The organism is Mycobacterium sp. ZZG (assembly GCF_054786995.1).
This window is the reverse complement of the sequence record NZ_JBTBFV010000011.1, coordinates 1-26,065: the sequence shown is the minus strand read 5'-3', so window position 1 is coordinate 26,065 and position 26,065 is coordinate 1. Positions and strand designations below refer to the sequence as shown.

Below are 26,065 nucleotides of genomic sequence, written 5' to 3'. Positions count from 1 at the left end.
GTCGATCTCGTCCACAGCGTCGGGACAGCGATGCATGAGGCTCGCGTTTCGGCTGCGAGCCTCACCCGCGCTTGCGCTCCGCGGTGAACGACACCGTCACCTCGTCGGCGACTTTCATCGCGCCCATCATCATCGAATAGGGCTTGAGACCGAAATCGGAATGACGCACCGTCTCCTGGCACGACATCCGCCAGCGGTCGCCCACCTCCTCGACCCGGAGCTCCACCACCCGGTCGCGGACCTTGCCGTGGATCTCCAGCCTGCCGGTCAACCGGTAGCCGAGGTCGGCCCGCTCCACCGACTCAGTCCGAAAAACAATGTGCGGGAACCGTTTCGCATCCAAGATCTTCAGTGCGTTGGAGCGTGCCAGTGCCTTCTCCGGGCCGGACAGTCCGGCGACGCCACCCTGGCCGCCCAGCACCGCCAGGCTCCCGACGTCCACCGTCAGCTGCACCGAGGCCGGCTCGTCACCTGCCCACTGCACGGTGGCCCGCCACGTCATCGCGATGGTCAGCCGGTGACCCATCTTCGCCGCCGGGCCCGTCACACCCGTTCTCAGCCGAAGCTCACCGTCGGAGGAATCCAATTCCCACACCGTGTCCGCCACCGACAGAGGGTACCGATCTCGCTACTCCGGCGGATACGGCAACCCGAACTGATCGGCCAGTAGGCTCTGCACGATGATCATCGCCGCCTGCGAGCCCGACGCGATTGCGCCGGCGATGTGTGGCTGCTGGGTGCAGACGTCGCCGGCGGCGAACACCCCTCCCGCACTGGTCCGCGAGATCGTGTCGACCGTCAGCGGTTCGGTGCCCAACGGGCCCGGCGTGCACGTCGCGCCCAGCTGAGCGGCCAGTGGCGACCGCTGCCGCACCGGCGCCTCGACCAGCAGCCCGTCCCGCTCCAACCGGGTCCCGTCCGCGAACGCGATGCTCTCCAATTGACCTTCCGTACCGATCAATTCGACGACGCGCCGGTCGTCGACAGTCACGCCGGCATCGTGCAGCAGCCGCTGGTCGTCGGGGCCGAGCTGCGATTGTCCGTCGGTCAGCAGCACCACGTCGTCGCTCCAGCCGCGCAGCATCAGCGCGGTGTGCACTCCCTGCTCCCCGGAGGCCAGCGCGGCCAGCCGGGTGTCGCGCACCTCCCAGCCGTGGCAGAACGGGCACTGGAAGACCGAGGTGCCCCACAGCTCGGGCAGCCCGGGCAACTGCGGCGGCGCGTACGCCATGCCCGTCGCGAGCAGCACCCGCCGCGCGTGCACCCGGCTGCCGTCGTCGACGTCGAGGACGAACCCGCGGTCGACCGCTCGCCCGCCCAGCACCTCCGCGCGCCGGTACTGCACGCTCGGATACTCCGTGAGCTCGTCGCGCCCGGCCGCGTAGAACTCGTCGGGCGGGCGCCGGTCGTAGCCGAGCAGCCCACCGATCACCGGGGCCGCGCGATTGCTCGGGTCGTCGGCGTCGAGGACGATCGTGGTGCGCCGGGCCCGGCCCAGCACCAAGGCCGCGCTCAGGCCGGCCGCGCCGCCACCGACGACTGCACATTCGAATTCCACAGACCGTCTGTTCCCCGAAAACGCGGGGTTAGACGTCAGCGCGCGTCGAGACGCTCCCGCTGCGGCACCACCACGTACTTCGGGTCCTTCGTCGAGGCCACGCCCGCTTCGAACACCCCGGACCGTTGTAGCGCCGCGCCGGCGAGCAGCGCCGCCCCCGACAGCGCGACGGCCCAGCGGCGCCGGCCCGACACCACCGCGCCGACGGCCCCGGCAAAGGTCAGGACCTCAGAGGCCCGCCTCAGCGTGTGCGGCCGGCCGGTGGTGTAGGCCTCGCCGGCCAGTCCCAGCCGGCGCTCCATGGTGCGCGACGCCGCCACCTCCAGCACCGCGCCCGTCGCCGCCATTCGCCGCGCCGGACCGCTCTCCGCCACCGGCGCCAGCAGCATGCCCAGGCCGCCGCCGCCGGCCGCGGCCGAACCGGTGAAAATGAACGGCAGATACGGGTGCGCCTCGTTCCAGGCCGGGACCGCGGTGTGCGACAACAGCACCGCCGTGTATGCCGCCAGACCCGGCGCCACCGCGGCGGCTTCCAGTCCGGCAGGCCGGGCCAGCCGAGAAACCAGGCGGCCCAACCAGGTTCGCCGCAGACGACGCGGCATCAGCTCCGCGGCGGCGGCGATGCCTGCGCCCGGGCCGTAGCCGAACAGGATCCAGGTGCCCACGCTCATCGGGGAAGTCGGCTTGGCCACCCGCAGCATGTGATGGAACCGCCCGGGCCGGCCCAGGTCGCCGATCAGGAAACACAGGCCGGCCAACAGGCCCGCCAGCGCACCGAGCCGGGACACCTTCCGCAGCCGCCGGCGTCCGGTCAGGTCGGCCCCTGCGGCCAGCAGCGCCGAGCCCGCCGACAACCCGCCGGCGAACAGGTACGCCGCGATCATCCAGTTCCACACCGGCGTCTTGAGGATCTGCCGGCCGTAGTATGACCGGAAATCAGCGGGCGGGACGGCCATGTCGCCGCGCTTTTCCTTCATGAGCGCCCCACAAACGCCGACACCACGACCCCGACCAGGGCCGACGCCGCGATCCCGGCGTAGCGCCACATCGCACCGGCATCGCGGGTGGGAACCACCGGATCCGGCGGCAGCCCATACACTTCCGGTTCGTCGAGCAGCAGGAAGAAAGCGCCGTCCCCGCCGACGCCGTCGCCGGGGTCGTGCCCGTACAGCCGCGCCTCGGTCACCCCGCGCTCGTGCAATTCGTCGATGCGCAGCGCGGCGCGCTCGCGGAGCTCGTCGAGCACCCCGAACTGGATGGAGTCCGTCGGGCAGGCTTTCGCGCAGGCCGGTTCCAGACCGTCGTGCAGCCGGTCGTAGCACAGCGTGCATTTCCAGGCCCGGCCGTCGCCTTCACGGCGTTCGATCACCCCGTACGGGCACCCGGACACGCAGTACCCGCACCCGTTACAAATGTCCTGCTGCACAACGACTGTCGAGAACTCGGTGCGGAACAACGCGCCGGTCGGGCAGACATCCAGGCAGCCGGCGTGCGTGCAGTGCTTGCACACGTCCGAAGCCATCAGCCAGCGGAAGTCCTGCCGGGTCTCGGCGCCGGTCGCATCCCCGGGACGTTCGAAGCCCGGCATCCCCAGATCCTCGACTGGGTGGCCAGGTTGCTCGATGAACGCCACATGCCGCCACGAGTTCGCGCCGAGGTTGCCGGTGTTGTCGAACGACATGCCGAGCAGGTCGAACCCGTCCCCATCTCCTGAGACGGGCACGTCGTTCCATTCCTTGCACGCCACTTCGCACGCCTTGCACCCGATGCACACCGACGTGTCGGTGAAGAAGCCGACCCGCGGCGGGTGCTCGTCGTAGCCGGCGTCAGCGGCCACGTCGTCGAGCGGCCCGTAGAAACTGGTGGGTCCGACGCGCGATCGGCCGCGCTTCCCGCTGGTGCTCATGGCGCCTCCTCAGTGTGGCCGCGCGACGGCGCGGTGGTGTCCAGAACGGTGCCGGTCGACGGGGTGATATGCGCGCGGTCGCGGTATTCGCGCAGGTACTCCAGCAGCAGCGGGCCACGCGGGCGGCGGCCGGGCTGGATGTCACAGGTGGCGACCTTGCTCTCCTGGATGAAGACGTTCGGGTCCGCGACGACACCGAGCAGATCGTTGACGACGTCGCCGTCGACCAGGCCCGCGTGGCCCCAGTGGTACGGCAACCAGATCTGGTGCACCACACGGTTTTCGACGTGCAGCGGGCGCATCCGGTCGGTGACGAACACCCGGGCGTCGACGGCGGCGCGGCTGGTCACCACGTGCGCCCAGTCCATGTGCGTCAATCCGCGGACCCGCGCCAGTTCGGGTGACACCTCGACGAACAGCGCCGGCTGCAGCTCGGCCAGGTACGGCAGCTGCCGACTCATCCCGCCGGCGGTGTGATGCTCGGTCAGCCGGGCCGCGGTGAACACGAACGGGAACACCTCCCCGTGCGCGTCCGGCCAGGACGGGTTCGACGGATTGTCGGCTCGCCCATACACTTTGCGCGCCGGATTACTCTGCTGCTGATACAGCGGGTTGCGCACCGGGGACTCGTGCGGCTCGTAGTGCGTCGGCAGCGGGCCGTCGACCACCCCGTTCGGCGCGAACAGCCACCCCTTGCCGTCGGCCTGCATCACGAACGCGTCGTCGCCGCGCAGCGCCTCCACACCGACCGCGCCGGGCTCGGGATAGTAGTCCGGCGGTTTGGTCTTCTCGAAATCGGGGACGTCGTGCCCGGTCCACTCGCCGGCCTCCCCCTTGTCCGGATCCCACCACACCAGTTTCTTGCGGTCGCTCCACGGCCGGCCCTGCGGATCGGCCGACGCCCGGTTGTAGAGCACGCGCCGGTTCAGCGGCCACGTCCAGCCCCACTCGTGGTCGTAGGGGCCCTCGTCTGATTGCCGGCTCTGCCGGCGGTGTTCGGTGTGCGGTTTTCGGCGGGCGGCCTGGTTCACCTCGTCGGCGTACACCCCGCTGTAGATCCAGCAGCCGCACGCGGTGGAGCCGTCGGCCTGAAGTTCGGTGTAACTGTTCACCGCCCGGCCGGTGGTCAGGTCCACACCGTTGATGCGGCGCAGCACGTCCGCAGCGGACGGCTCGTCACCGTCGAGTTCGTAGTCCCACCACAGGTCCAGCAGCGGCCGGTCACGGGGATCGGTTGAGGCGGCCAGCTTTTCGCGCAGGATGCGGCCCAGATGGTAGAAGAACCACAGCTCGCTGCGCGCGTCGCCCGGCGGTTGCACGGCCTGCTCCCGCCACTGCAGCATGCGCTGGGTCTGGGTGAACGTGCCGGCCTTCTCGACGTGCGACGCAGCCGGGAGCAGGAACACCTCGGTGCGGCAGGTCTGCGGCGAGACCTCGCCGGTCTCGATCTCGGGTCCGTCCTTCCAGAAGGTGGCGCTCTCGATCTCGACGAGGTCGCGCACCACCAGCCAGTCGAGGTTGGCCATGCCGAGCCGCTGCAGCCGTCCGTGCGCCGACCCGACCGCGGGGTTCTGGCCGAGCAGGAAGTAGCCGAACACCCTGCCGTCGACCATGTCCATCACGGTGCGGTAGGTGCCGTGGTCGCCGTTGATGCGGGGCAGGTAGTCGAAGCAGTAGTCGTTGTCCGCGGTGGCCGCCTCGCCCCAGTACTCCTTGAGCAGCGACACCATGTAGGTGTCGGCATTGCGCCAGAAGCCCTTCTGGTTTCGGCTCTTGATGCCGCCGAGGTAGTCGGCCAGTGTCTCCTCGCCGGCATGGGGCATCGCCAGGTATCCGGGCAGCAGGTTGAACAGCGTCGGTACGTCGGTCGAGCCCTGGATGCTGGCATGCCCGCGCAGCGCGAACACCCCGCCGCCGGGGCGGCCGATGTTGCCGAGCAGCAGCTGGATGATCGACCCGGCCCGGATGAACTGCGCGCCCACCGAATGCTGAGTCCAGCCAACCGAATACACCAGCGCGGCGGTCTTCTCGCGGCCTGAGTTCTCCGTCCACGCGCGCGCCACCTCGAGGAACACGTCGGCGGGGATGCCGCACGCCCGCTCGACCATCTCCGGGGTGTAGCGGGCGTAATGCCGCTTGAGGACCTGGTAGACGCACCGGGGATGCTGCAGCGTGGGATCGCTGGGGATGTCGCCGGCGCCGCCTTCGATCGGCGGGCCGCCGGACCCGTAGCGGTCACCGGCGCTCTGCTCCTTGGCCTCGGCGCCGCCCTCCTGCGCACCGGTGTTCTGGTATTGCCACGTCGACGGGTCGTAGGAGGCGGTCACGTCGTCGTAGCCGGAGAACAGACCGTCGAGATCCTCGGTGTCGGCGAAGCGTTCGTCGACGAGGAACGGCGCGTTGGTGTACGCGGTGACGTACTCGCGAAACTCCAGCTCGTTGCTCAGGATGTAGTTGATGACGCCGCCGAGGAACGCGATGTCACTTCCGGCGCGCAGCGGCACGTGCCGGTCGGCGAGCGCGCTGGTGCGGGTGAACCGCGGGTCGATGTGCACGACGCCGGTGCCCCGCGCCTTGGCCTCCATCACCCACTGGAATCCCACCGGATGAGCTTCGGCCATGTTGGAGCCCATGATGACGATGAAGTCCGAGTTGACGAGATCCTGCTGGTAGTCCGTCGCCCCGCCGCGACCGAAGGAGGCTCCCAGACCGGGAACCGTGGCGCTGTGTCAAATACGCGCCTGGTTCTCGATCTGGAGGGCGCCCAGCGCGGTGAACAGCTTCTTGATCAGATAGTTCTCTTCGTTGTCCAGGGTGGCGCCGCCGAGGCTGGCGATGCCCATGGTGCGGCGCAGCGTGTGGCGGTCCTTGTCGAAGTCCTGCCAACCCTTTTCTCGGGCCTCGAGCACCCGGTCGGCGATCATCTGCATCGCGGTGTCGAGGTCGAGGTCCTGCCACTCGGCGGCGTACGGCGCGCGATAGCGGACCTTGGTCAGGCGCTGCGGCCCGGTGACGAGTTGCTTGCTGGCCGATCCCTTCGGGCACAACCGCCCGCGCGAGATCGGGCTGTCCGGATTGCCCTCGATCTGAACGACCTTGTCGTCCTTGACGTACACCTTCTGCGCGCAGCCGACCGCGCAGTACGGGCACACCGAATACGCGACGCGGTCGGCGTCGGCGGTGCGCGGGGTCAGGGTCAGGCTGCGCCTGGATTGCGCGGCCTTGCCGCGACCGAGCGTGTCCTCACCGGTGAGCTGCCGGTACACCGGCCACGATTCGAAGAGTTTCCTGATGTCCACCCGTCCACCTTCGTCCGCCTCGCTGCCTCAAGGTACCCCTTGGCGGCCAGATCAACCCCGCACTCTCAGGTACAAAGGGACCATGCTCGAGATCAGCCTGATGACCTGGGCGGCAACCATCGGCCTCATCGTCGCGTTGCTGGCGGTCGACCTCGTTCTCGCGGCAGTGCGGCCGCACCGGGTGGGCTTCCGGGAGGCCACTGCATGGTCGGTGTTCTACATCCTGGTGGCCATCGGGTTCGGGGTGTGGTTCGCGATGACCTACGGCGGCGACTTCGGCACCCAGTACTTCGCCGGCTACGTCGTCGAAAAGAGCCTGTCGGTCGACAACCTGTTCGTGTTCGTGATCATCATGGCCACCTTCGCGGCGCCCGAGGAGCATCAGCACAAGGTGCTGACCTTCGGCATCATCCTGGCGCTGATCATGCGGGCCATCTTCATCGCGCTCGGCGCGACCCTGCTGTCGCTGTTCTCGTTCATGTTCCTGATCTTCGGGCTGTTGCTGATCTTCACCGCGATTCAGCTGTTCCGGCATCGCGACGAGGACCCCGACGTCGAGAACAACATCATGATCCGGGCCACCCGGCGGTTCATCCCGATCAGCGAGGAGTACGACGGCGGCAAGCTGTTCACCCGGGCCAACGGACGCCGGGTGGCGACTCCGCTGCTGGCGGTGCTCATCGCGATCGGCAGCGTCGACCTGCTCTTCGCGCTGGACTCGATCCCCGCAGTCTTCGGCGTCACCAGCGAGCCCTACATCGTGTTCGCCGCGAACGCGTTCGCCCTGCTGGGTCTGCGGGCGTTGTTCTTCTTGGTCAAGGGGCTGCTCGACAGGCTGGTGTACCTCTCGACCGGGCTGTCGATCATCCTGGCGTTCATCGGTGTCAAGCTGGTGCTGCACTGGGCGCATGTGGACATCAACCCGAGCATCCCGGAGGTCGACACCTACCTCAGCCTGGTGGTCATCGTGGTGATCCTGACCATCGTCACCGTCGCCAGCCTGATCAAGACCCGCAAAGACCCGACCGCCAAGGCGCATCCCGGTTCGCTGCGCGCCACGCGGCGGGACGCGGAGAAGCCCGACAGCGTGCGAAGACGAGCCGGGTGAGCCTCGTCAGGCGTTGTGTCCGCTGAGCACGTCACGCAGCCGATCGCGCCCGTACCAGCGCCGCTGTGAGTCACTGCTGGCCGCCGGCGATGACAACCCTCGTACCGTCTTGATTGCGCCGCGTAATCTGTTGCTGATCAAGGCTTTCCAGAAGCGGCACCGCGATCCGGCGGGTGGTCTGCAATGCGCGTTTGGCTTCGGCGACGGTGAACGGCTGCGGCAGTGTGGCCAGCACGTCGGCGGCTCGGACGTGCGCGCGGGGTCCGAGCACCACGCCGTCGGCGATCTTGGCCAGCCGCCCGGCGCGCACCGCGGCGCCGAGTTCTTTCGGTCCCAGTCGCAGCTCGGCGAGTTCGTCGGCTTCGGGTGCGCGGAACGGCTCCGCGGCCAGCCGCTCCTCGATCACCCGAACCGCCTTGTCGACCCGTTCGGGCAGCGTCACCCCCGGTCGGCGCACCCGCCCGTCGGCCGGCACCAAACCGCTGTTCTCGAGCAGCGGCGCCAACAAGTCCACCGACGGCAGGTCGAGTTCCCGGCGCAGTGCCTCCATCGGCATACCGGCGGCGATGTCGTGCTCGGCCGACCACGCCGTCACCGCCGCGGTCAACTGTTCGCGCCGCCCGGACCACCACTGCGGGTCGGCCACCCACTCGCCCACGGTCACGCCGTGCACGTCGAAACCCATGGCCCGCAATAGGTCCGACCGTTCGCACACCGGCGGCGCAACCCGCCCGGTTGCGAGTTCGGCGGCCCGCGCGCGGGCGTCGCCGCGACGGCGCAACGCAGGAGGTCGCACGTCGAGCACCTCGACGCCTGCCGCGATGCGGTGCTCGCCCGGATCGCGCAGCAGCCCGATGTCCCCGATACGCAGTGGCAGCGGCCGGCTCAGCCGCAGCCGTGCGCCGGTCTCGCCCAGCGGCCGCACCCGCACCGGCACCGCGGCCGAGCCGATGTGCAGCACCAGCTGCTCGTGCAGCTTCCCGGCGGTCCGCAGCCCGACGTCGATCTCGCCGGTCTCCAGCCATGCGCCGGGCGTGCGCACGGTGTCGCCGCGCCCGATGCCGCGGCGGTCCACCCCGCGCAGGTTCACCGCGACCCGGGCTACCGCCCCCACCTCGGCGCGGTCGCGTTCCAGCGTTTGCAGGCCGCGCACCGTCACCCGCCGGCCGGCGTGCTCCAGTTCGTCGCCGACGCGCAGCGTGCCCGCCGCCAGCGTGCCGGTGACGACCGTGCCGACCCCACGCACGGTGAACGAGCGGTCCACCCAGAGCCGGACGTCGGCCTCCCGATCCGGCGGGGGCAACGCGTCGACCAGCGCGACTACCCGGGCGCGAACCTCGTCGAGGTCCCCGCCGTTCACCACCGGCGCATCGGGCAGCCGCTGCCGCACCTGAGCGGTCGCCGCAGCCGGGTCGGCCAGGTCGGTCTTGCTGATCACCACCAGCACGTGCCGCACACCGAGCGCCTGCAGCGCGGCCAGATGCTCCTCGGTCTGCGGCATCCAGCCTTCGGTCGCGGCGACCACCATCATCACCGCCGGCACCGGCCCGACCCCGGCGAGCATGTTCGCGACGAACCGCTCATGGCCGGGCACGTCGACGAACGCGGTGTCGCGCCCGTCGATCGTCGTCCACGCGAACCCGAGGTCGATGGTCAGCCCGCGGCGCTGCTCCTCGGCCAGGCGGTCCGGCCACATCCCGGTAAGCCGTTGCACCAGCGTGGATTTCCCGTGGTCGACGTGGCCCGCGGTCGCTACTACATACATGCCCGCACCGCCTCCAGCAGCCGCGGGTCATCGTCCGGCGCGACCGTGCGCAGGTCGAGCAGGCAGCGGCCGTTCTCCAGCCTGCCGACCACGGAGGGGTCACCGACGCGCAGGGCGGCGGCGCAGGCCTCGGGCAGGCTGACCGCGAAGCTCGGCAGCTCGACTCCGGGCGCCCCGCCGCCACCGACCGCGGCGACACACGCGACGGCCTCAGCGCCCGGCAGCGCGGCGGCCAGGCGTTCGGCGCGCCGCCGCAGCACGTCCACGTCGACGTCGAGCGCCTGCGCGACCGGCGCCGGTGGGCCGACGAGCGTCGCCTCCAGTGCGGCCAGCGTCAGCTTGTCGACGCGCAACGCCCGCGCTGCGGGATGACGACGCAGCCGCTCGATCAGCTCGCTCGCGCCGAACAGCAGACCGGCCTGCGGACCGCCGAGCAGCTTGTCGCCGCTGGCGGTGACCAGATCTGCGCCGTCGCGCAGCACGGTCGTGGCGTCGGGCTCGTCGGGCATCAGCGGGTGCGGAGCCAGCAGCCCTGAGCCGATGTCGACCACCAGCGGCACCGGGCCGTCGACACGTGCGCCGTGGCACAGTCCGGCAAGCTCACGCACCGACACCCCCGAGGTGAACCCGCTGACCAGATAGTTCGACGGGTGCACCTTGAGCACGAAACCGGTGTCGGGGCCGATCGCGTCGGCGTAGTCGCGCACGTGGGTGCGGTTGGTGGTGCCGACCTCGCGGATGCGCGCACCCGTCGACTCCATCAGCGCGGGCAACCGGAAGCCGTCGCCGATCTCGATCAGCTCGCCGCGGCTGACGACGATCTCCCTCCCCGGCGCCAGGCTCAGCGCGGCCAGCAGCAGAGCGGCGGCGTTGTTGTTGACCACATGCACGCCCCGCGCGGTCGCCACGGCCGAAGCCAGCGCAGCGAGGGCGCCCCGGCCGCGCCGGGCCCGCCGGCCGGTGGCCAGGTCGAACTCGACGTCGGTGGCGCCGGCGGCGGTGACGATCGCGTCGACGGCGGCCTGCGACAGCGGTGCCCGCCCGAGGTTGGTGTGCACGACGACGCCGGTGGCGTTGATGACGGCGCGCAGGGTGGTGGCCCCGGCGGGCAGCGCGGCGACGGCATGGTCGGCGACGTCCTCAGGGCTGATGTCGCCGTCCCTGGCCCGCTGCTGCGCGTCGGCGATCACGCGCTTGACCAGGGTGCGGCCCAGCCGCTGCCCCGCCTCGGCCAGGCGCGGGTCGGCCAGCAGGGCGTCGGTGCGCGGCACCCGCCGCCGCGGGTCATCACCCATGGCGGAGGCGGACGGGAATCGAACCCGCCAGCGACAGCAACTGCCGCTCACCGATTTTGAAGATCGTGCCGGTCACCAGACCGGAAACGCCTCCCTGGCCCACCCGTCCATCATGACAGGGCAGGATGGACGCCATGGCTACCGCAGAGAGTTTCCGCCTGACGCAGTTCGCGCACGGCGGCGGATGCGCCTGCAAGATCCCGCCCGGCGAGCTCGAAGACGTGGTCCGCGGACTCACCGCGGCGACGCCGACGAACCCGGTCGGGGAACTGCTCGTCGGACTCGACGACGGCGACGACGCGGCCGCGGTGCGCATCGAGGGCGGCATCGCGCTGATCGCGACGACGGACTTCTTCACCCCGGTGGTCGACGACGCCTACGACTGGGGCCGGATCGCGGCGACCAACGCGCTGTCGGACGTCTACGCGATGGGCGGGCGGCCGGTGGTGGCGGTGAACCTGCTCGGCTGGCCCCGCGGCACGCTGCCGTTCGAGCTGGCCGCCGAGACGCTGCGCGGCGGGCTCGAGGTGTGCGGCGTGGCGAGCTGTCATCTGGCCGGCGGGCACAGCGTCGACGACCCCGAACCCAAGTACGGTCTGGCCGTCACCGGAATCGCCGACCCGAATCGGTTGCTGCGCAACAATGCCGGCAAAGCCGGTGTGCCGCTGTCACTGACCAAGCCGCTCGGGATCGGCGTGCTCAACAGCAGGCACAAGAGCACCGGTGAGCGCTTCGATGAGGCGATCGCGGTGATGACGACCCTCAACTCCGGGGCCGCCGAGGCAGCGGTGTCGGCCGGTGTCGAATGTGCCACGGACGTCACGGGTTTCGGTCTGCTGGGCCACCTGCACAAGTTGGCCCGCGCCAGCGGTGTCACGGCGGTGCTCGAGTCGGCGGCGGTACCGTATCTCGACGGGGCGCGGGAGGCGCTGCGCGACGGCTACGTCAGCGGCGGCACCCGGCGCAACCTCGACTGGGTCGCCCCGCACACCGACCTGTCCGCGGTCGGCGAGGATGAGGCGCTGCTGCTGGCCGACGCCCAGACCTCCGGCGGGCTGCTGATCGCCGGCGAGATCCCGGGCGCGCCGGTGATCGGCGAACTCGTCGCGCGCGGCGACCACACCATCGTCGTCCGGTAGGCGGTGTGGCATCGTGGACGCTGGATGAGTCTGGGGAGGTTGATCCGTGTCCGTTGACCAATCGTGTGCTGACGATGAACACGAGCGGGTGATCGCCGCCGTCCATGACGAGGTCGCCCGCTGGGGCATAGATCGCTTCGATGTCGGCGCAATGGCGCACCGCCACGGGCTGGACATCGCGGCCATTCAGCAGCGGTGGCCGGAATCCGACACGCTGGTCTTGGAGGCGCTCGCACGGCGTCCGGGTGTCGAGCAGTCCCTGCCCGACACCGGTTCCTTGCGCACCGATTTGTTCGCGCTGGCCGTCGGGATGGCCGCGATGGTGACCTCCGACGCCGGCCGCAGATTGCACGGCGGGCATCTGATCGCCGATTCCCATGTCGCCAGCGTCGAGGTTCGGCGGTCGGCGTGGCGATCCCGTGCAGACGGCCTTCGGGTGGTGTTCGAACGAGCCGGCCAGCGCGGGGAACTGCGCGACGGCATCGACCATTTCACCGCGCTGGAACTGTTGTTCGCACCGATCAACATGCGGGCGCTGTACACCGGCGAGCCCGTTGACGACGCATACTGCCGAACGGTCGCCGACCTGGTCTACCGCGCGGTGTCCGCCGCATGACCGGCGAGTTCCTCAAGGCGTTCTGACGCACCTGATCCCGGCACCGGGAGGTAGGCCACGATCTGCACCTCCGGCACATCGACGGGCGCGAGTTGGTGGTGCTCCAGCCTCAGCTCGCCGACCACCGGGTGGCGGAAGAGCCGCTCGCGGGAGGTGAACCGCTCGATGCTGGTGGCTCGCCACGCCGCCGCGAAGTGCTCACTGCCGGCCGACAACCGGGAGACCAGCGCCGTGTAGGACGCCTCCCCCACCCGCGGCCCGGCATCGGCGCGGAACTCGGCGAGGAAGCGCCGACTGTCGGATTCCCAGTCGGGCAACAACTCTCGGATGTAGGGGTCCATGAACACCAGCCACAGCAGGTTGCGGTCGGCGACCGGCGCCTGCTCGATGTTCGGGTACAGCGCCGCGTAGGCGGCGTTCCAGGCGGCGATCCCCCAGTCCGGGGTGATCGCGAACGCCGGATAGCCGTCCAGCGCGTCGAGGAACCGCTGGATCTGCGGCGGCAGCGGGCCGTCGGACACCGCCGGGTCCACCACGTAGCCACCCAGGGCCAGCACGTACTCGTGTTCGGCGGCCGACAGCCGCAGGGTTTTCGCGACCGCGTCGAGCACCTGCTTGGACGGGTTGATGTCGCGGCCCTGCTCCAGCCACGTGTACCAGGTGACGCTGACCCCGGCCTGCACCGCGACCTCCTCGCGGCGCAGCCCGCCGGTGCGCGAGCGCGGCAGGTCGGGAAGTCCGAGGTCGGCGCGGGACACGGCGGTCCGGCGGGCACGCAGGAACTCGCCGAGGGCGTGGCGTTGCTGCGTGCGTCTGTCCACGCCTTCCGAGAGTATTCGACGGTGGTGGTGCCGCTACCAGTATCGGCACCGTCTTCCCGACCTGCGGCGCGAAGCGGCAGCGTGGACGGCATGGAGCTGAGGTCACGGACGGTCACTCACGGACGCAACATGGCGGGGGCACGGTCACTGCTGCGCGCGGCGGGCGTGGACGGCGCCGACATCGGCAAGCCGATCGTCGCGGTCGCCAACAGCTTCACCGAGTTCGTGCCGGGCCACACCCATCTGCAGCCGGTGGGCCGCATCGTGTCCGGGGCGGTCAAGGCCGCGGGTGGCGTGCCGCGGGAGTTCAACACGATCGCCGTCGACGACGGTATCGCGATGGGCCACGGCGGCATGCTGTACTCGCTGCCCTCCCGGGAGCTGATCGCCGACTCCGTCGAGTACATGGTCAACGCGCACTGCGCTGACGCGCTGGTGTGTATCTCCAACTGCGACAAGATCACTCCGGGCATGCTGATGGCCGCGCTGCGGCTGAACATCCCGACGGTGTTCGTCTCGGGCGGCCCGATGGAGGGCGGAACCGCGGTGCTGGTCGACGGCACGGTGCGGACCCGGCTCAACCTGATCTCGGCGATCGCCGACTCCGCCAGCGCCGAGGTGTCCGATCAGGACCTGGCGCGCATCGAGGAGTCCGCCTGCCCGACCTGCGGATCGTGTTCGGGCATGTTCACCGCGAACTCGATGAACTGCCTGACCGAGGCACTCGGCCTGGCGCTGCCGGGCAACGGCTCGGTGCTCGCCACCCACACCGCGCGGCGGCGGCTGTATGAGGACGCGGGCACGACGGTGATGCAGTTGTGCCGCCGCTACTACGACGAGGACGACGTCAGCGTGCTGCCGCGCGCGATCGCCGACCGGAACGCGTTCGACAACGCGATGGCGATGGACATCGCGATGGGCGGGTCGACGAACACCATCCTGCATCTGCTGGCCGCGGCCCGCGAGGCCGAACTCGACTACACGCTGGAAGACATCGAGAAGCGCAGCCGGGCGATCCCGTGCCTGTGCAAGGTGGCGCCCAACGGGCACTACCTGATGGAGGACGTGCACCGTGCCGGCAGTATCCCGGCCATTCTCGGTGAGCTGTGGCGTGCCGGGCACCTGCACGAGACCGTGCACTCGGTGCATTCGCGCTCGCTGCCGGAGTGGTTGCGCCGCTGGGACATCCGCAGCGGACAGGCGAGTTCGGAAGCGCTCGAGTTGTTCCACGCCGCGCCGGGCTGCGTGCGCTCGGCGTCGGCGTTCTCCCAGTCCGAACGCTGGGAGTCGCTGGACACCGACGCGGCCGAGGGCTGCATTCGCGATGTGCGCCACGCCTATTCGCAGGACGGCGGCCTGGCGGTGCTGCGCGGCAACCTGTCGGCGGACGGCTGCATCGTCAAGACCGCGGGAGTGGACGAGTCGATCCTGGCGTTCTCCGGGCCGGCCGTGGTGGTGGAGTCCCAGGAGGATGCGGTCGACGCGATCCTGTCGGGGCGGGTGCAGCCCGGCGACGTCGTGGTGATCCGCTACGAGGGACCCAAAGGCGGGCCGGGCATGCAGGAGATGCTGTATCCCACCTCGTTTTTGAAGGGCCGCGGGCTGGGAACGGTGTGCGCGCTGGTCACCGACGGCCGCTTCTCGGGAGGGTCGTCGGGTCTGTCGATCGGTCACGTGTCGCCCGAGGCAGCAGCCGGCGGCACGATCGCGCTGGTCACCGACGGTGATCCGATCACCATCGACATCCCGCACCGCACGATCGAACTCGACGTCGCCGACGCCGAATTGGCCCGTCGCCGTGCGGTGTTGGAGGCCGGCGGCGGATACCGGCCGAAGAACCGCGACCGGGTGGTGTCGGCGGCGTTGAGAGCCTATGCGGCGCTGGCATTGTCGGCGGACAAGGGCGCGGTGCGCGATGTGGACGCGGTGTGAGGCCATGACACGCGATGCGCCGTCAGCCGCCTCACGACGGCACCCGCACCACCATCTCGATCTCGATCTGCAGATCCGGGCCCGCCAGTGCCTGCACGCCGATTCCGGTGAGGCTCGGTAGCGAGGTTCCGAAGAACTCGCCCAGCGCCGGGAACGCCTCCTCGAGCCGCTCCGGTGTCAGGTTCACGACGTAGATCCGCGCCATCGCGATGTCGTCGCGCGTGGCGCCGACGGACTCCAGACACACCTGCAGGTTGTCGGTCACCATCCGTGCCTGCTCGGCCAGCGAGGACGGCGGCGTCGGCCGGGCCGGGCTCCACGCCACCTGCCCGGAGAAGAACGCGAGCTTGCCTGCCTCCACCACGGTTCCCTGCGAGTGGTGGTTGGCGGTCGAGTCGAACAGCTGAGGTGGGTTGATGCGCTGAATCGGCTGGCTCACGGTGAGCTCCTCTCGGTGTCGTCGGTATTGTCCCGGACCTGGTCCGGGTGCGGGGCGAGCGCGTGCCGCGCGGCGCCGGCCGCGGAGTTTGCGGCAGTACCTTGCCGGCAACCGCACAAGACTTCACGCCGACGCCGACTGACCGACACCGCCCCCACGAATGGACCCAGCCTGCAGTTTGCCCGACAAGTCATTTGTATTGGAAAGTTGGTCCAATATCTAAGGGCGTAACCGAAATCCGGTGATCCAGACGTTGTTATGGCAGTCTTTGGAGTATGTGCGGCTTCGCTGCACACCTGATCGGCGAGAAATAACCGCTTCCGGTTTTGGCGAATGGTCTTTGATAAGGGAAACTTACCTGGTGTCAAGGCCGGACAGCTCCGATAGTCTGCGGGAGCGCAAGAAGCGGCAGACACGTCTGGCGATACGCCGGGAGGCCTTCCGGCTGTTCGACAAGCAGGGCTTCGCGAACACCACTGTCGACCAGATCGCCGAAGCGGCCGACGTCTCGCCTCGGACCTTTTACCGGTATTTCCGGTTCAAAGAGGCCCTGCTGATATCGGACGACCAGAGCGCCCCCATCGTCGCGGCCTTTGCCGCCGCCCCGCGGGAGATGTCGGTCGTCGGCGCGTACCGGCACGCGGTGGAAGAGGTGTTCGGCAACCTGTCCGCCGACGAGTACGACGACGCCGTCACCGGGCAACGGCTGCTCTACCAGGTGCCCGAGGCGCGGGGTCTGATCTACACCGAATACGTCCAGCTGATCGACTCGATCGCCGAGGTTCTCGATGGCCGCCTCGGCCACGGCGCCGAACCTCTCGAGCGGCGGGTGATCGCCGGAGCCATCGTCGGGGTCCTCATCGCCATGTCGCACAACAATCCGCTGCCCCAGGAGGCGTTGTCGAAGGCGCTGACCATCCTGGACACCAAAATGTCGTGATTCAGCGCAATTCCTGTTCGATGTCAATGACTTATTTCGCAATCCTGGGAAACGTCGCCCCTGTTGGAGGGCGAGCCCGATGAGAGAAACTGGGAGAGTGTCAGCGCCGGTCCCGAGCCAGAGTTTGCGAGAGCGCAAGAAGCTCCGCACGCGCCTGGCTATTCGCCGGGAGGCTTTCCGCCTCTTCGATGAGCAGGGCTACACCAACACCACGGTGGAGCAGATTGCCGAGGCGGCCGAGGTCTCCCCGCGCACGTTCTACCGGTACTTCGGGGTCAAGGAGAGGCTGCTGCTCTCTGACGACAAGATCTCCCCGATCGTCGAGGCGTTCATCGCCGCGCCCACGGAACTGTCCATCGTGGCCGCCTACCGGCATGCCGTCGCCACCGTGTTCGGGCACCTGTCGCAGGAGGAACGCGACGACGTCCTCGCCGGCGAGCAGTTCATGTACGCGATCCCGGAAGCCCGCGGCCTCATCTACACCGAATACGTGCGGCTCATCGACCTCATCGCCGACGCGCTGACCGAGCGCCCCGAAGGGCCGGACGACGAGATGGAGCGGCGGGTGATCGCCGGAGCGATCGTCGGCGTACTGATCGCGGCGTCACACAACAACCCGTTCCCCGAGGAGGCTCTGGCGAAGTCGCTGGAAATCCTGGAACACCGGCTGAACTGACCGACCGCCGATGGACGGTTGACCTTGACGCGGCCAGATGAGCGATTCAAGATCAGCGGGTGAACGCCGAGGGCGCGGAAATGCAAGTGGGAGCCGGCGTGTGTACAGTCTCCATCTCGCCGAGCGCGTTGGGCAGCCGTGAAAGAGAATGAGTTATGGACAGTTCCGAGTTGAGCATCGCGGCTTGGGATTTGGTGGAGCACTGCCAGACGGGGATGACTCCCACCGAGCGGAACACCGCGTATGTGCGTCTGGGGGTCGGTGACTACAACGACGCGATGGTCATCGCGCTGCAGTCGGCAGCCCGCGGCGACGAGCCGCTCCCCGGTCCACTGCTGGCCCGGCTCCTGACCCTGCAGCAGGTGTACTACTTCGATCGGGATCTCGCCGAGTTGCTCAGCACCGCTGCGCGGGCGTGACGCTCAGCTGGCGACGGCCTGCTCCTGGATCTTCTCCACCTCGACGAGGTTGTCGCCGTACACCCCGGCATTGCCCAGACCGCAGTGCCGGTCGGCGGTGATCGCGTTGACGGTGGTGCCCGAGGTCTTGCCCTGCCAGTGCCCGACGTTGGCCATCACCAGTCCGGGCATCAGGCCCGGTTCGTAGGCCGCCGGCCCCTGGAAGGAGCCACGGTCGTTGAAGACCCGCACGACGTCGCCTTCGGCGATGCCCCGCTCGGCCGCGTCGGCGGGGTGGATGAACACCTGCTGACCGCCCTGCACCTTCTGCTTGTGCGCGGCGTTGCCGTATTGGCTGTTGAGGAAGGCGTGCGGTTTCGGCGAGATGATCGACAGCGGATAACGTTCGGCCAGTTCCGGATTGGATTGCGGCGATTCGAACGGCGGCACGTAGTCGGGAACCGGGTCGACGTAGCCGCCCGGTTGCATGCCCTCATACATCGACCGCCAGACCGGGACGACGAAGTTGCCGCCCGCGGCGAGGCTGGACGTGAACTCGCACTTGCCTGACGGGGTCGGGAAGTTGCCCTCGGCGTGCGGCGCGCGGGTGTCGGGGGTGCCGACGGCCAAGCGCATCCAGCCGACCTCTTCGAGTTTCTCGTAGGTGATGCCGGCCAGGGCGGGGGCGTCCCAGTCGTGGAAGTTGATGAGCATCTCCCGGTCGGTGCGCTCCCAGTACGCCATGGACTCCTCGTCGAACTCCATGGTTCTGGCCAGTCGCCGGAACAGCTCCACGTTGGGCACGCACTCCCCGGGCGGCTCGATCGCGGGCTGGTTCAGCGAGATGTACAGGTGGCCCCAGGTCACCATGACGTCGAGTTGTTCGGCCTGCATGGTGGCCGGCAACAGCAGGTCGGCGAATTTCGCTGTGTCGGTGACGAAATGCTCGCTGACGACGGTGAACAGGTCTTCGCGCATCAGGCCGCGCATCGTCTTCTCCTGCGCGGGCCCCTGCGACACCGGGTTCGAGTTGTACACGAACAACGACTTGATCGGCGGGTCCAGGTCGAGCTCTCCGGTCAGCGCCATGCCGAGGTCGAGTTCGTTGACCACGCGGGTGCCCTCCGGGATCCACTCCGGCTTGCAGATCGCGTCGAACTTGGTGGGGAACTCCCAGATCGGCATCTCCATGGTGCCGCCGCCGACGTGCCGCCACGCACCGACCAGCGCGGGCAGACAGGTGATCGCCCGGATCGCCTGTCCGCCGCCGCGGCTGCGTTCCAGCGCGACACCCTGCCGGATCGCCGCGGGCTGCGTGGTGGCGTACTCGTAGGCCAGCCTGCGGACGTCGTCGGCGGGGATGCCGGTGATCTGCTCGACGCGTTCGGGCGGGTAGTTGGCGGCGCGGGCAGCGAGTTCCTCGTAGCCGACGGTGTATTTCTCGACGTACTCGGTGTCGACCAGCCCCTGCGCGATGATCTCACCGATCATGCCCATCGCCAGTGCGCCGTCGGTGCCGGGCCGGATCGGGATGTGCCAATCAGCCTGCCGCGCAGTGCGGTTGCGGACCGGGTCGATCACAACGATCTTGGCGCCGTTGTTCTTGCGCGCTTCCAGCAGGAAAGGCCAGCCGTGCAGATTGGTGCTGGTCATGTTCATGCCCCACACGATGATGTACTTCGAGTGCGCCATCGATTCGACATCCAGGCCGCCGCTGCCGCCGACGGTCATGTGCCACGCGGTCGACGAGCCCGACTCGCAGTAGGTCTTCTCCGCGACGGTGGAGCCGAGCCGGTTGAAAAACGCGTCCCCGGACGTGAGCCCGTTGAGCACGCCCTGATGTCCGAGATAAGCGTGCGGCATGATCGCCTGGCTGCCGTACTCGTCGATGATCTGCGACCACCGCGCCTTGATCTCGGCGAGTGCCTCGTCCCAGGTGATGCGCTCGAACTCGCCCGCTCCCTTGGGGCCGACCCGGCGCATCGGGTACAGCAGACGGTCGGACTGGTAGTGGTGCTCGTGAAAGTTCTTGACCTTGACGCACAGACCGCCGCGCGTCATGGGATGGTTCGGATCACCCTGGACGTCAACGAGTTTGCCGTCTTCGACGTGGTAGAGCATGGCGCAGGTGTCGGGACAGTCATGCGGGCAGGCGCCACGCACGATCTTCAGTTCTTTCACGGTGGTGTCCTCGTGACGGGGGCTGCGGACATCTCCCAGTAGAAAACACCGGTGTGGCAGGGCAATTGCGCCGATATTACGATGCTGTGACCGCGGCGGGTGGGTTATACGCCCAGGCGGCCGGACAATTTGGTCAGCCGTTCCAGGCTCGCCCCGTCCACCCCGGAGAGCACGACGCTCTTGCCTCGCGCCTGGTACTTCTGCCGGATCGCGTCAAGCGTCGCGACCGACGACGCATCCCAGATGTCGGTGCCGGAGAGATCGATGACCACTTCGTCGGGATCGTCGGCGTAGTTGAACTGGTGAATCAGGTCGTTGCTGGACGCGAAGAACAACTCGCCGCGCACCCGGTAGGTCCTTCGGCCGGACGGCTCGTCGGCGCATTCCACAGTGGTCAGATGGGCGACCCGGCGCGCGAAGCCGACCATCGCGGCGACCACCCCCAGCGATACCCCGATCGCGAGGTTGCCGGTGGCGACGGTGCCGAGGACGGTCACCAGCATCACCGCGGTTTCACTGCGCGGCATCACCTTCAGCGTGCGGGGCATGACGCTGTGCCAGTCGAGGGTCGCCACCGATACCACGAGCATCACGGCCACCAACGCGGCCATCGGAATCATCCCGACCACAGGCCCCAGCGCGACGACCAGCACCAGGATGAACACGCCGGACAGCAGCGTCGACAACCGCGTACGCGCGCCGGCGACCTTGACGTTCATCATCGTCTGTCCGATCACCGCGCACCCGCCCATGCCGCCGAACATCGCGGTGACGATGTTGGCCGCCCCCTGCCCGAATGCCTCCCGGGTCTTGTTCGACGGGGTCTCGGTGATGTCGTCGACCAGCTTGGCCGTCATCAACGACTCCAGCAGCCCCACCAGTGCTGCACCCAGTGCATAGGGCGCGATCACACGCAGCGTCTCCACAGTCATCGGTACGACCGGAATACCCAGCACCGGAAGTGAATTCGGCAAGGCGCCCTGGTCGCCGACATCGGGAACATCCCACCCGAACAGCACCACCGCCGCGGTCAGCACCAGCACGACGACCAGCGGCGCCGGCACCGCGGTCGTCATCCTCGGCAGCAGCACCATCACGGCGATGCCGACCGCGGTGAGCGGATACACCAGCCACGGCACCCCCAGCAGGTGTGGCACCTGCGAGACGAACACCAGGATGGCCAGCGCGTTGACGAACCCGATCATCACGCTGCGCGGGATGAACCGCATCAGCTTTGCCACGCCCCCGACCGCGAGCAGCACCTGGAACAACCCGGCCAGCACGATCGTCGCCACCAGGTACCCCACGCCGTGCTCACGGGCCACCGGCGCGACCACGAGTGCGACAGCCGCGGTCGCCGCCGAGATCATCGCGGGCCGGCCACCGGCGATCGCGATGGTGATCGCCATCGTCACCGAGGAGAACAACCCGACCCGGGGATCGACCCCGGCGATCACCGAGAACGCGATCGCCTCCGGGATCAGCGCCAACGCCACCACCAGTCCGGCCAGCACCTCGGTACGCAACAGCGCAGGAGACCGAAGTGCCTGCAGCACAGTGGGTGCCGCCGGGACACGGTCCCTCGTCCGGGCAAGGGTGGTGCTCACGATGATCTCCTGGTGATGACGTCAGGCGCTCTGCGCGGGACTGTGTCCGAGGAAGCCGAGGATGTCGCGGCGCAGCAGTTGGTAGTCCTCGTGGAACTGCGCCTCGGGCGAACGGGGCCTGTCGATGGTGATGACCTCGGCGACGGTCGCCGGTCGGTGGCTGAGCAGAACGACGCGGTCAGCCAGCAGCAGCGCCTCGTCGACGTCGTGGGTGACGAACAGGATCGTCATCTTCTGCGTCTCCCACACCGACATCAGCAGCCGCTGCATGTCGAGCCGGGTCTGGGCGTCGAGGGCCCCGAACGGTTCGTCCATCAGCATCACCCGGGGTTCGCACGCCAGAGTGCGGGCCAGCTGTACGCGTTGGCGCATGCCTCCCGACAGCTGAGCGGGCAGATGGTCGAGATAAGCGCCGAGGCCTACCTGTTCGAGGCGCGCGGTGGCCGCCTTCTTCAGTTCCCGGCCGCGGACCCCGCGCAGTCGGAGGGGGTACTGCACGTTCTTCAGAGCGCTGCGCCACGGGAACAGTGCATCCTCCTGGAAGACCATGGCGCACTGGGCCGCGTTGCCGGTCACCTTGGCGCCGTCCACCGTGGCAATACCACCCATCGGGGTGAGCAGGCCGGCCATCGCCCGCAGGATCGTCGACTTGCCGCAGCCCGACGGACCGAGGAAGACGATGACCTCGCCGGGGTCCACGGTCAAGGTGATGTCGGCGGCCAGGACGCCGTTGAATCCCAGCCTCAGCTTGTCGAGGGTGACGGCTCCGGTGCTCATCGGGCGGCCCTCGGCAGCCAGCGGTTGACCCGGCGTCCGACGTACTCGACGAGCCACGCGGTGGCCAGTCCGAGGGCGCCGATCGAGAGCATGCCGACCACCACGCCGGCGTAGTCGAGCAGTCCGTAGGACTGCCACGTGTAGTAGCCGATGCCGAATTGTCCGGAGATCATCTCGGCGCTGACGACACAGATCCACGCGACGCCCATCGCCACCGACAGGCCCGCGAAGATACCCGGCAGCGCTCCGGGCAGGATCACCTGGAACAGCAGCGACACCCGGCCGGCGCCCATCGTCTTGGCGGCTTCCTCCCACACCTTCGGCAGCGAGTCCATCGCGTGGATGGTGCTGACCACCACCGGGAAGAACGCCGCGAAGAACGTGATGAACACGATCCCCTGCTCGCTGGACGGGAACAGCAGGATCGTCAGCGGCACCAGCGCGATCGCCGGAATCGGCCGGATGATCTCGATGAACGGCCTCAACGTCATTCGTGCGATCTCGGAGCGGCCCACCAGGATGCCCAGCGCGATACCGATCACGGCGGCCAGGCCGAAACCGAACAGGATGCGCTGCAGGCTCGCCAGCAGGTCGTCATAGTAGGAGCCGGAGCCGACCCGGGCGACGAACGCATCGAGAACGCTTGCGGGGGTGGGCATCCGGTTGAAGCGCAACCACGCCACCACCCCATAGGTGGTGAGCAGATGCCACAGCACCAGGAAACCGGCGATCGGGATCAGCGGCAGCACGAATGCCGCGCTGCGGCTTCGTAGCCGGGCCGGCAACAGGCCGGCGAGGGATTCGCGCAGCGGGGTTCGGGGCGGGGCGGCCGGTGCCGGGGTGGGCACCGCGCCGAGGTCGTCGACGGTGAGGGTCATCTCGTGTCTCCTTCGTTGGGTGGGGGCGAGTGGTGGGTCAGCCGGACGATCTCGACTGCGAGACCGCGGTGTCGAATCCGATAGGCGTGGCCCGCGGATGGTCGGCGCGATAGGTGTCGGCGCCGGCGCCGGTGGCGAACGGCTTGTACCGCCGCAGCGGTGGAGCGTCCGGGTCGTGCAGCCACGCGGCATGGTCGGCGAACAGCCGGATGCCGGTGAGGGTGTCGGGGACATAAGCGGCGCGCACCTGCTCGATCGCGGCGACCCGGCGCAACAGGCAGGTAGGGGTCGCGGCGACGAACGTGGCGTCGGCGCCGGCCGGCCACACCTCCGACGCCTGTCCCGGGTCGTCGACGGGCAGCCGGCACAAATCATCAGTGCCGCTCAGCGCCGCCGGGTTGGTGACGTCGTCGCGGCGTCGTTCGTAATCCGGCCCGTACAGCGCGCGTAGATAGCTGTCGTCGACGAATCCGGGGATGTCGAAGTCGGCGGTGACCGAACCGCGGTTCACCAGGAACTGCTTGACCTGATCGAACGCGGCGGCGAACTGCGTTTTGATCGTCATGTCGAACGACACCAGGCCGTTGGGCCCGTTGTAGAGGTAGACCACCTCGGGCTCGATGCCGGTGAGCTCGCTGACCCGCTGCGCGGCCCGCAGCGGGTCAACCACAATCGCCTCGGTGGTGGTCCTGACCGCCTGCATGAACGCGGACATCACCTCGGGGTTGTCGTCCGCGAAGTGCTTGCGGACGACGACGCCGTGGAAAGTGGGGACCTCGTTGTCACCACCGTCGTAGAGCAGCCGCCCCTGGTCCCGGAAGATCACCAGTTGGGGCCACGGGACGAACTGCGCGAGCCCATCGACCTGCCCGCCTTCGATCGCCGCGGCTCCGACCGCCGGGTCCTGGTTCACGACGTGCACGGCGTTCTTGTCGATGTCGTTGCGCTGCAACGCCGTCGAGAACATGCCGTCACCGGCGGAGCCCAGGCTGGTCGACACCCGGCGGCCGGTCAGGTCATCGAGGGTGCGAGCATCCGAGTTTTTCTGCACCACAACTTGATTGAGCGAGCCGCGCAGGCTGTAGCCGGTGGTCGCGATCATCTCGGTCTCGGCGTCGGCGTACCTGCGGGTCTTGGACCCGTTGGTCAGCAGAGGGTAGTCACCCATCGACCCGATGTCGACGTGGGTGGCCATCATCTGCGCGGTCAGCGGAGCGCCGGACGAGAAATCCTGCCACACCACCCGGTATCTCTGGCCGGTCTCGGCGCCGAGGCGGCGCAGCGCCTGCTCGAACTCCTGGCTGTCACGCAGCAGCGTGCCGGCGTTGACGGTGTTGATGGTCTTCGACTGGTATCCGACGTTGACGGTGACCGTCGGTTCGGCCAGCAGACCACACCCGGTGAGCGCCTGGCTGCCCACCGTGGCCAGCGTCGCCAGCACGGCGGCGGCACGGCGACGCCGGGACGGGACATTCTGCGTTGGGTCGTTCACGCAACCCAGAGTCGAGGTCTTCTGTTACCTCGCCGTCACCCGACGTTGCCTGACAGTTACGCCATCGGCGCTGTTCATCGTCCCAGGTCGAGGATGCAGCGGGCGACAAATGCCCGCAGTTCCGCCGGGCGCACCACCGTCGTGATCGCCGGCGCGACCGTCGACGCCGTCTGATCACGCCCGCCGGGCGGTCCCGGCGCCCCCGCCCGGTGAAGACTTGGTTACGCCACCGACACCGTGCTGGCCATTCGCATCGACCCCCGGAACACTGGGACGGTGCAATCCGAACATGTTGTCGCCGAGGGAGACTCGGATCTCCTCGAGCCGGACTACCGGTTCACCCTGGCCAACGAACGCACGTTCCTGGCATGGCAGCGCACGGCGCTCGGGTTGCTGGCTGCCGCGGTCGCGGTGGTGCAGTTCCTGCCCGAGCTCGCTTCGCCGGGCCTGCGGCACGCTCTCGGCGCCGCGGTCGGACTGCTCGCTATGGTGACTGCCGCGGCGGGTCTGCACCGTTGGCATCAGGTCGACCACGCGATGCGGCGTGACCGTCCACTGCCCCGCCCGCGCACGCCGATCTGCCTGACAGTCGGCCTGCTGGTGGTCGGGGTCACCACAGTGGGTGTTGCGGTCGCCGCATGACCCGCGACGCGCTGGCTCAGGATCGCGGGCTGCAGCCGGAGCGGACGCACCTGGCCTGGACCCGCACCTCACTCGCGGCGCTGATGGCCGGTGGGCTGTTCATGGCCAAAGACCACGGGTTCGAACAGCCCGGGCGGATCGCCGTCGGCGCCGCGGCCGCGGTGGTCACCGGCGTCGTGATTCTGATCGGGGTCGTGCGCCGCCGTACGCTTGCCGCCCAGCCGCGCACCGCCCGACGGGCGGTGATGGGCACCGGGGCGGCGGTGCTCATCTTGGCGGCGCTGGTGGTCACCTATCTGGTGCTGCCGCTGCTGTGACGGGCACAGTCCGGATTCAGATGTCGAGGAACCGGATGTCTTTGGCGTTGCGGGTGATGAAACTGCGCCGCGCTTCGACGTCGTCGCCCATCAGGATCGAGAACACTTCGTCCGCAGTCGCGGCGTCGTCGAGCGTGACCTGCCGGAGCACGCGCACCGACGGATCCATCGTGGTCTCCCACAGCTCCTTGGCGTCCATCTCGCCCAGACCCTTGTAGCGCTGGATGCCGTCCTCTGCGTTGATCTTCTTGCCCGCGGCGCGGCCGGCTTCGAGCAGAC

At 68.8% G+C, this 26,065-nt stretch carries 23 protein-coding genes, 1 tRNA gene and 1 pseudogene; 9 read left to right on the top strand and 16 right to left on the bottom strand.

Features of this window, described 5'->3' with window-relative positions; genetic code table 11:
• Positions 1 to 61: 61 nt before the first annotated feature.
• The 5 genes from ACXMYJ_RS09155 to fdh are packed head-to-tail and all read right to left on the bottom strand — an operon-like array spanning position 62 to position 6,763.
• Positions 62 to 607 carry a YceI family protein gene (locus tag ACXMYJ_RS09155; RefSeq protein WP_260757120.1) on the bottom strand — a complete coding sequence of 182 codons (546 nt, stop codon included), beginning with the start codon at positions 605 to 607 and terminating at the stop codon, positions 62 to 64.
• A gap of 21 nt (positions 608 to 628) precedes the next feature.
• Positions 629 to 1,558 (bottom strand): NAD(P)/FAD-dependent oxidoreductase, encoded by a 930-nt coding sequence (locus tag ACXMYJ_RS09150; protein WP_460355572.1) that lies wholly within the window; start codon positions 1,556 to 1,558, stop codon positions 629 to 631.
• A 35-nt stretch (positions 1,559 to 1,593) separates the two neighbouring features.
• Positions 1,594 to 2,535, bottom strand: a complete 942-nt coding sequence (gene nrfD / locus ACXMYJ_RS09145) for an NrfD/PsrC family molybdoenzyme membrane anchor subunit (protein WP_260757119.1) — start codon at positions 2,533 to 2,535, stop codon at positions 1,594 to 1,596.
• Entirely contained in the window at positions 2,532 to 3,464 is a 933-nt protein-coding gene (locus ACXMYJ_RS09140) for a 4Fe-4S dicluster domain-containing protein (protein ID WP_260757118.1), read from the bottom strand. The genes nrfD and ACXMYJ_RS09140 overlap by 4 nt, the downstream gene beginning before the upstream one ends.
• Positions 3,461 to 6,763 (bottom strand): formate dehydrogenase, encoded by a 3,303-nt coding sequence (gene fdh, locus ACXMYJ_RS09135; RefSeq protein WP_260757117.1) that lies wholly within the window; start codon positions 6,761 to 6,763, stop codon positions 3,461 to 3,463. The genes ACXMYJ_RS09140 and fdh overlap by 4 nt, the downstream gene beginning before the upstream one ends.
• Positions 6,764 to 6,845: 82 nt before the next feature.
• Here fdh and ACXMYJ_RS09130 point away from each other — a divergent pair, with 82 nt between their 5' ends.
• The gene (locus ACXMYJ_RS09130) at positions 6,846 to 7,871 is read left to right on the top strand and encodes a TerC family protein (protein ID WP_260757116.1); all 1,026 of its coding nucleotides are present in this window, start codon (positions 6,846 to 6,848) and stop codon (positions 7,869 to 7,871) included.
• A gap of 70 nt (positions 7,872 to 7,941) precedes the next feature.
• Here the strand turns inward: ACXMYJ_RS09130 and ACXMYJ_RS09125 are convergent, their stop codons facing one another.
• The 3 genes from ACXMYJ_RS09125 to ACXMYJ_RS09115 all read right to left on the bottom strand — a co-directional run bounded on the left by ACXMYJ_RS09125 (position 7,942) and on the right by ACXMYJ_RS09115 (position 11,025).
• Entirely contained in the window at positions 7,942 to 9,636 is a 1,695-nt protein-coding gene (locus tag ACXMYJ_RS09125) for a SelB domain-containing protein (RefSeq protein WP_460355567.1), read from the bottom strand.
• Positions 9,627 to 10,931: an L-seryl-tRNA(Sec) selenium transferase gene (gene selA / locus ACXMYJ_RS09120; RefSeq protein WP_460355565.1), complete on the bottom strand. Its 1,305-nt coding sequence runs from the start codon at positions 10,929 to 10,931 to the stop codon at positions 9,627 to 9,629. The genes ACXMYJ_RS09125 and selA overlap by 10 nt, the downstream gene beginning before the upstream one ends.
• Positions 10,931 to 11,025: transfer RNA gene (locus ACXMYJ_RS09115), tRNA-Sec, on the bottom strand. The genes selA and ACXMYJ_RS09115 overlap by 1 nt, the downstream gene beginning before the upstream one ends.
• A 40-nt stretch (positions 11,026 to 11,065) precedes the next feature.
• Here ACXMYJ_RS09115 and selD point away from each other — a divergent pair.
• Complete coding sequence (gene selD, locus ACXMYJ_RS09110) at positions 11,066 to 12,070, top strand: selenide, water dikinase SelD (RefSeq protein ID WP_460355563.1); 1,005 nt, start codon at positions 11,066 to 11,068, stop codon at positions 12,068 to 12,070.
• Between the two features lie 46 nt (positions 12,071 to 12,116).
• A complete protein-coding gene (locus tag ACXMYJ_RS09105; protein ID WP_460355561.1) occupies positions 12,117 to 12,686 on the top strand; it encodes a TetR-like C-terminal domain-containing protein in 570 nt (189 codons plus the stop codon).
• Here the strand turns inward: ACXMYJ_RS09105 and ACXMYJ_RS09100 are convergent.
• Positions 12,662 to 13,507 (bottom strand): helix-turn-helix transcriptional regulator, encoded by an 846-nt coding sequence (locus tag ACXMYJ_RS09100; protein WP_460355559.1) that lies wholly within the window; start codon positions 13,505 to 13,507, stop codon positions 12,662 to 12,664. The genes ACXMYJ_RS09105 and ACXMYJ_RS09100 overlap by 25 nt on opposite strands.
• Positions 13,508 to 13,597: 90 nt before the next feature.
• Between ACXMYJ_RS09100 and ilvD the strand changes: the two genes are divergently transcribed.
• On the top strand, positions 13,598 to 15,439 hold the full coding sequence (gene ilvD / locus ACXMYJ_RS09095) for a dihydroxy-acid dehydratase (RefSeq protein WP_460355556.1): 1,842 nt from the start codon (positions 13,598 to 13,600) through the stop codon (positions 15,437 to 15,439).
• A 31-nt stretch (positions 15,440 to 15,470) separates the two neighbouring features.
• Here ilvD and ACXMYJ_RS09090 read toward each other — a convergent pair whose 3' ends face one another.
• Entirely contained in the window at positions 15,471 to 15,878 is a 408-nt protein-coding gene (locus ACXMYJ_RS09090) for a RidA family protein (protein WP_260757109.1), read from the bottom strand.
• A 361-nt stretch (positions 15,879 to 16,239) separates the two neighbouring features.
• Between ACXMYJ_RS09090 and ACXMYJ_RS09085 the strand changes: the two genes are divergently transcribed.
• From ACXMYJ_RS09085 to ACXMYJ_RS09075, 3 genes are all read left to right on the top strand, one after another.
• Positions 16,240 to 16,818 carry a TetR/AcrR family transcriptional regulator gene (locus tag ACXMYJ_RS09085; RefSeq protein ID WP_260757108.1) on the top strand — a complete coding sequence of 193 codons (579 nt, stop codon included), beginning with the start codon at positions 16,240 to 16,242 and terminating at the stop codon, positions 16,816 to 16,818.
• Between the two features lie 97 nt (positions 16,819 to 16,915).
• Positions 16,916 to 17,494 carry a TetR/AcrR family transcriptional regulator gene (locus ACXMYJ_RS09080; protein WP_396885115.1) on the top strand — a complete coding sequence of 193 codons (579 nt, stop codon included), beginning with the start codon at positions 16,916 to 16,918 and terminating at the stop codon, positions 17,492 to 17,494.
• A 155-nt stretch (positions 17,495 to 17,649) separates the two neighbouring features.
• Positions 17,650 to 17,913 (top strand): hypothetical protein, encoded by a 264-nt coding sequence (locus ACXMYJ_RS09075; protein ID WP_443187388.1) that lies wholly within the window; start codon positions 17,650 to 17,652, stop codon positions 17,911 to 17,913.
• 3 nt (positions 17,914 to 17,916) lie between these two features.
• Here the strand turns inward: ACXMYJ_RS09075 and ACXMYJ_RS09070 are convergent, their stop codons facing one another.
• The 5 genes from ACXMYJ_RS09070 to ACXMYJ_RS09050 all read right to left on the bottom strand — a co-directional run bounded on the left by ACXMYJ_RS09070 (position 17,917) and on the right by ACXMYJ_RS09050 (position 24,827).
• A complete protein-coding gene (locus ACXMYJ_RS09070) occupies positions 17,917 to 20,073 on the bottom strand; it encodes a molybdopterin-containing oxidoreductase family protein (protein ID WP_460355551.1) in 2,157 nt (718 codons plus the stop codon).
• A gap of 104 nt (positions 20,074 to 20,177) precedes the next feature.
• Complete coding sequence (locus ACXMYJ_RS09065; RefSeq protein WP_460355549.1) at positions 20,178 to 21,680, bottom strand: SulP family inorganic anion transporter; 1,503 nt, start codon at positions 21,678 to 21,680, stop codon at positions 20,178 to 20,180.
• A gap of 21 nt (positions 21,681 to 21,701) precedes the next feature.
• Positions 21,702 to 22,457 (bottom strand): ABC transporter ATP-binding protein, encoded by a 756-nt coding sequence (locus ACXMYJ_RS09060; protein ID WP_460355547.1) that lies wholly within the window; start codon positions 22,455 to 22,457, stop codon positions 21,702 to 21,704.
• Positions 22,454 to 23,335, bottom strand: a complete 882-nt coding sequence (locus tag ACXMYJ_RS09055) for an ABC transporter permease (protein ID WP_260757102.1) — start codon at positions 23,333 to 23,335, stop codon at positions 22,454 to 22,456. The genes ACXMYJ_RS09060 and ACXMYJ_RS09055 overlap by 4 nt, the downstream gene beginning before the upstream one ends.
• Before the next feature lie 37 nt (positions 23,336 to 23,372).
• On the bottom strand, positions 23,373 to 24,827 hold the full coding sequence (locus tag ACXMYJ_RS09050; protein WP_460355544.1) for an ABC transporter substrate-binding protein: 1,455 nt from the start codon (positions 24,825 to 24,827) through the stop codon (positions 23,373 to 23,375).
• A gap of 276 nt (positions 24,828 to 25,103) precedes the next feature.
• Between ACXMYJ_RS09050 and ACXMYJ_RS09045 the strand changes: the two genes are divergently transcribed.
• Positions 25,104 to 25,469, top strand: coding sequence for a YidH family protein (locus ACXMYJ_RS09045; protein WP_260757098.1), 366 nt, complete (start codon positions 25,104 to 25,106; stop codon positions 25,467 to 25,469).
• Entirely contained in the window at positions 25,466 to 25,786 is a 321-nt protein-coding gene (locus ACXMYJ_RS09040; RefSeq protein ID WP_460355541.1) for a DUF202 domain-containing protein, read from the top strand. Before ACXMYJ_RS09045 ends, ACXMYJ_RS09040 begins: the two co-directional genes overlap by 4 nt.
• Before the next feature lie 16 nt (positions 25,787 to 25,802).
• Here the strand turns inward: ACXMYJ_RS09040 and ACXMYJ_RS09035 are convergent.
• Positions 25,803 to 26,065: pseudogene (locus ACXMYJ_RS09035) on the bottom strand (DNA topoisomerase IV subunit B); the annotation flags it as partial.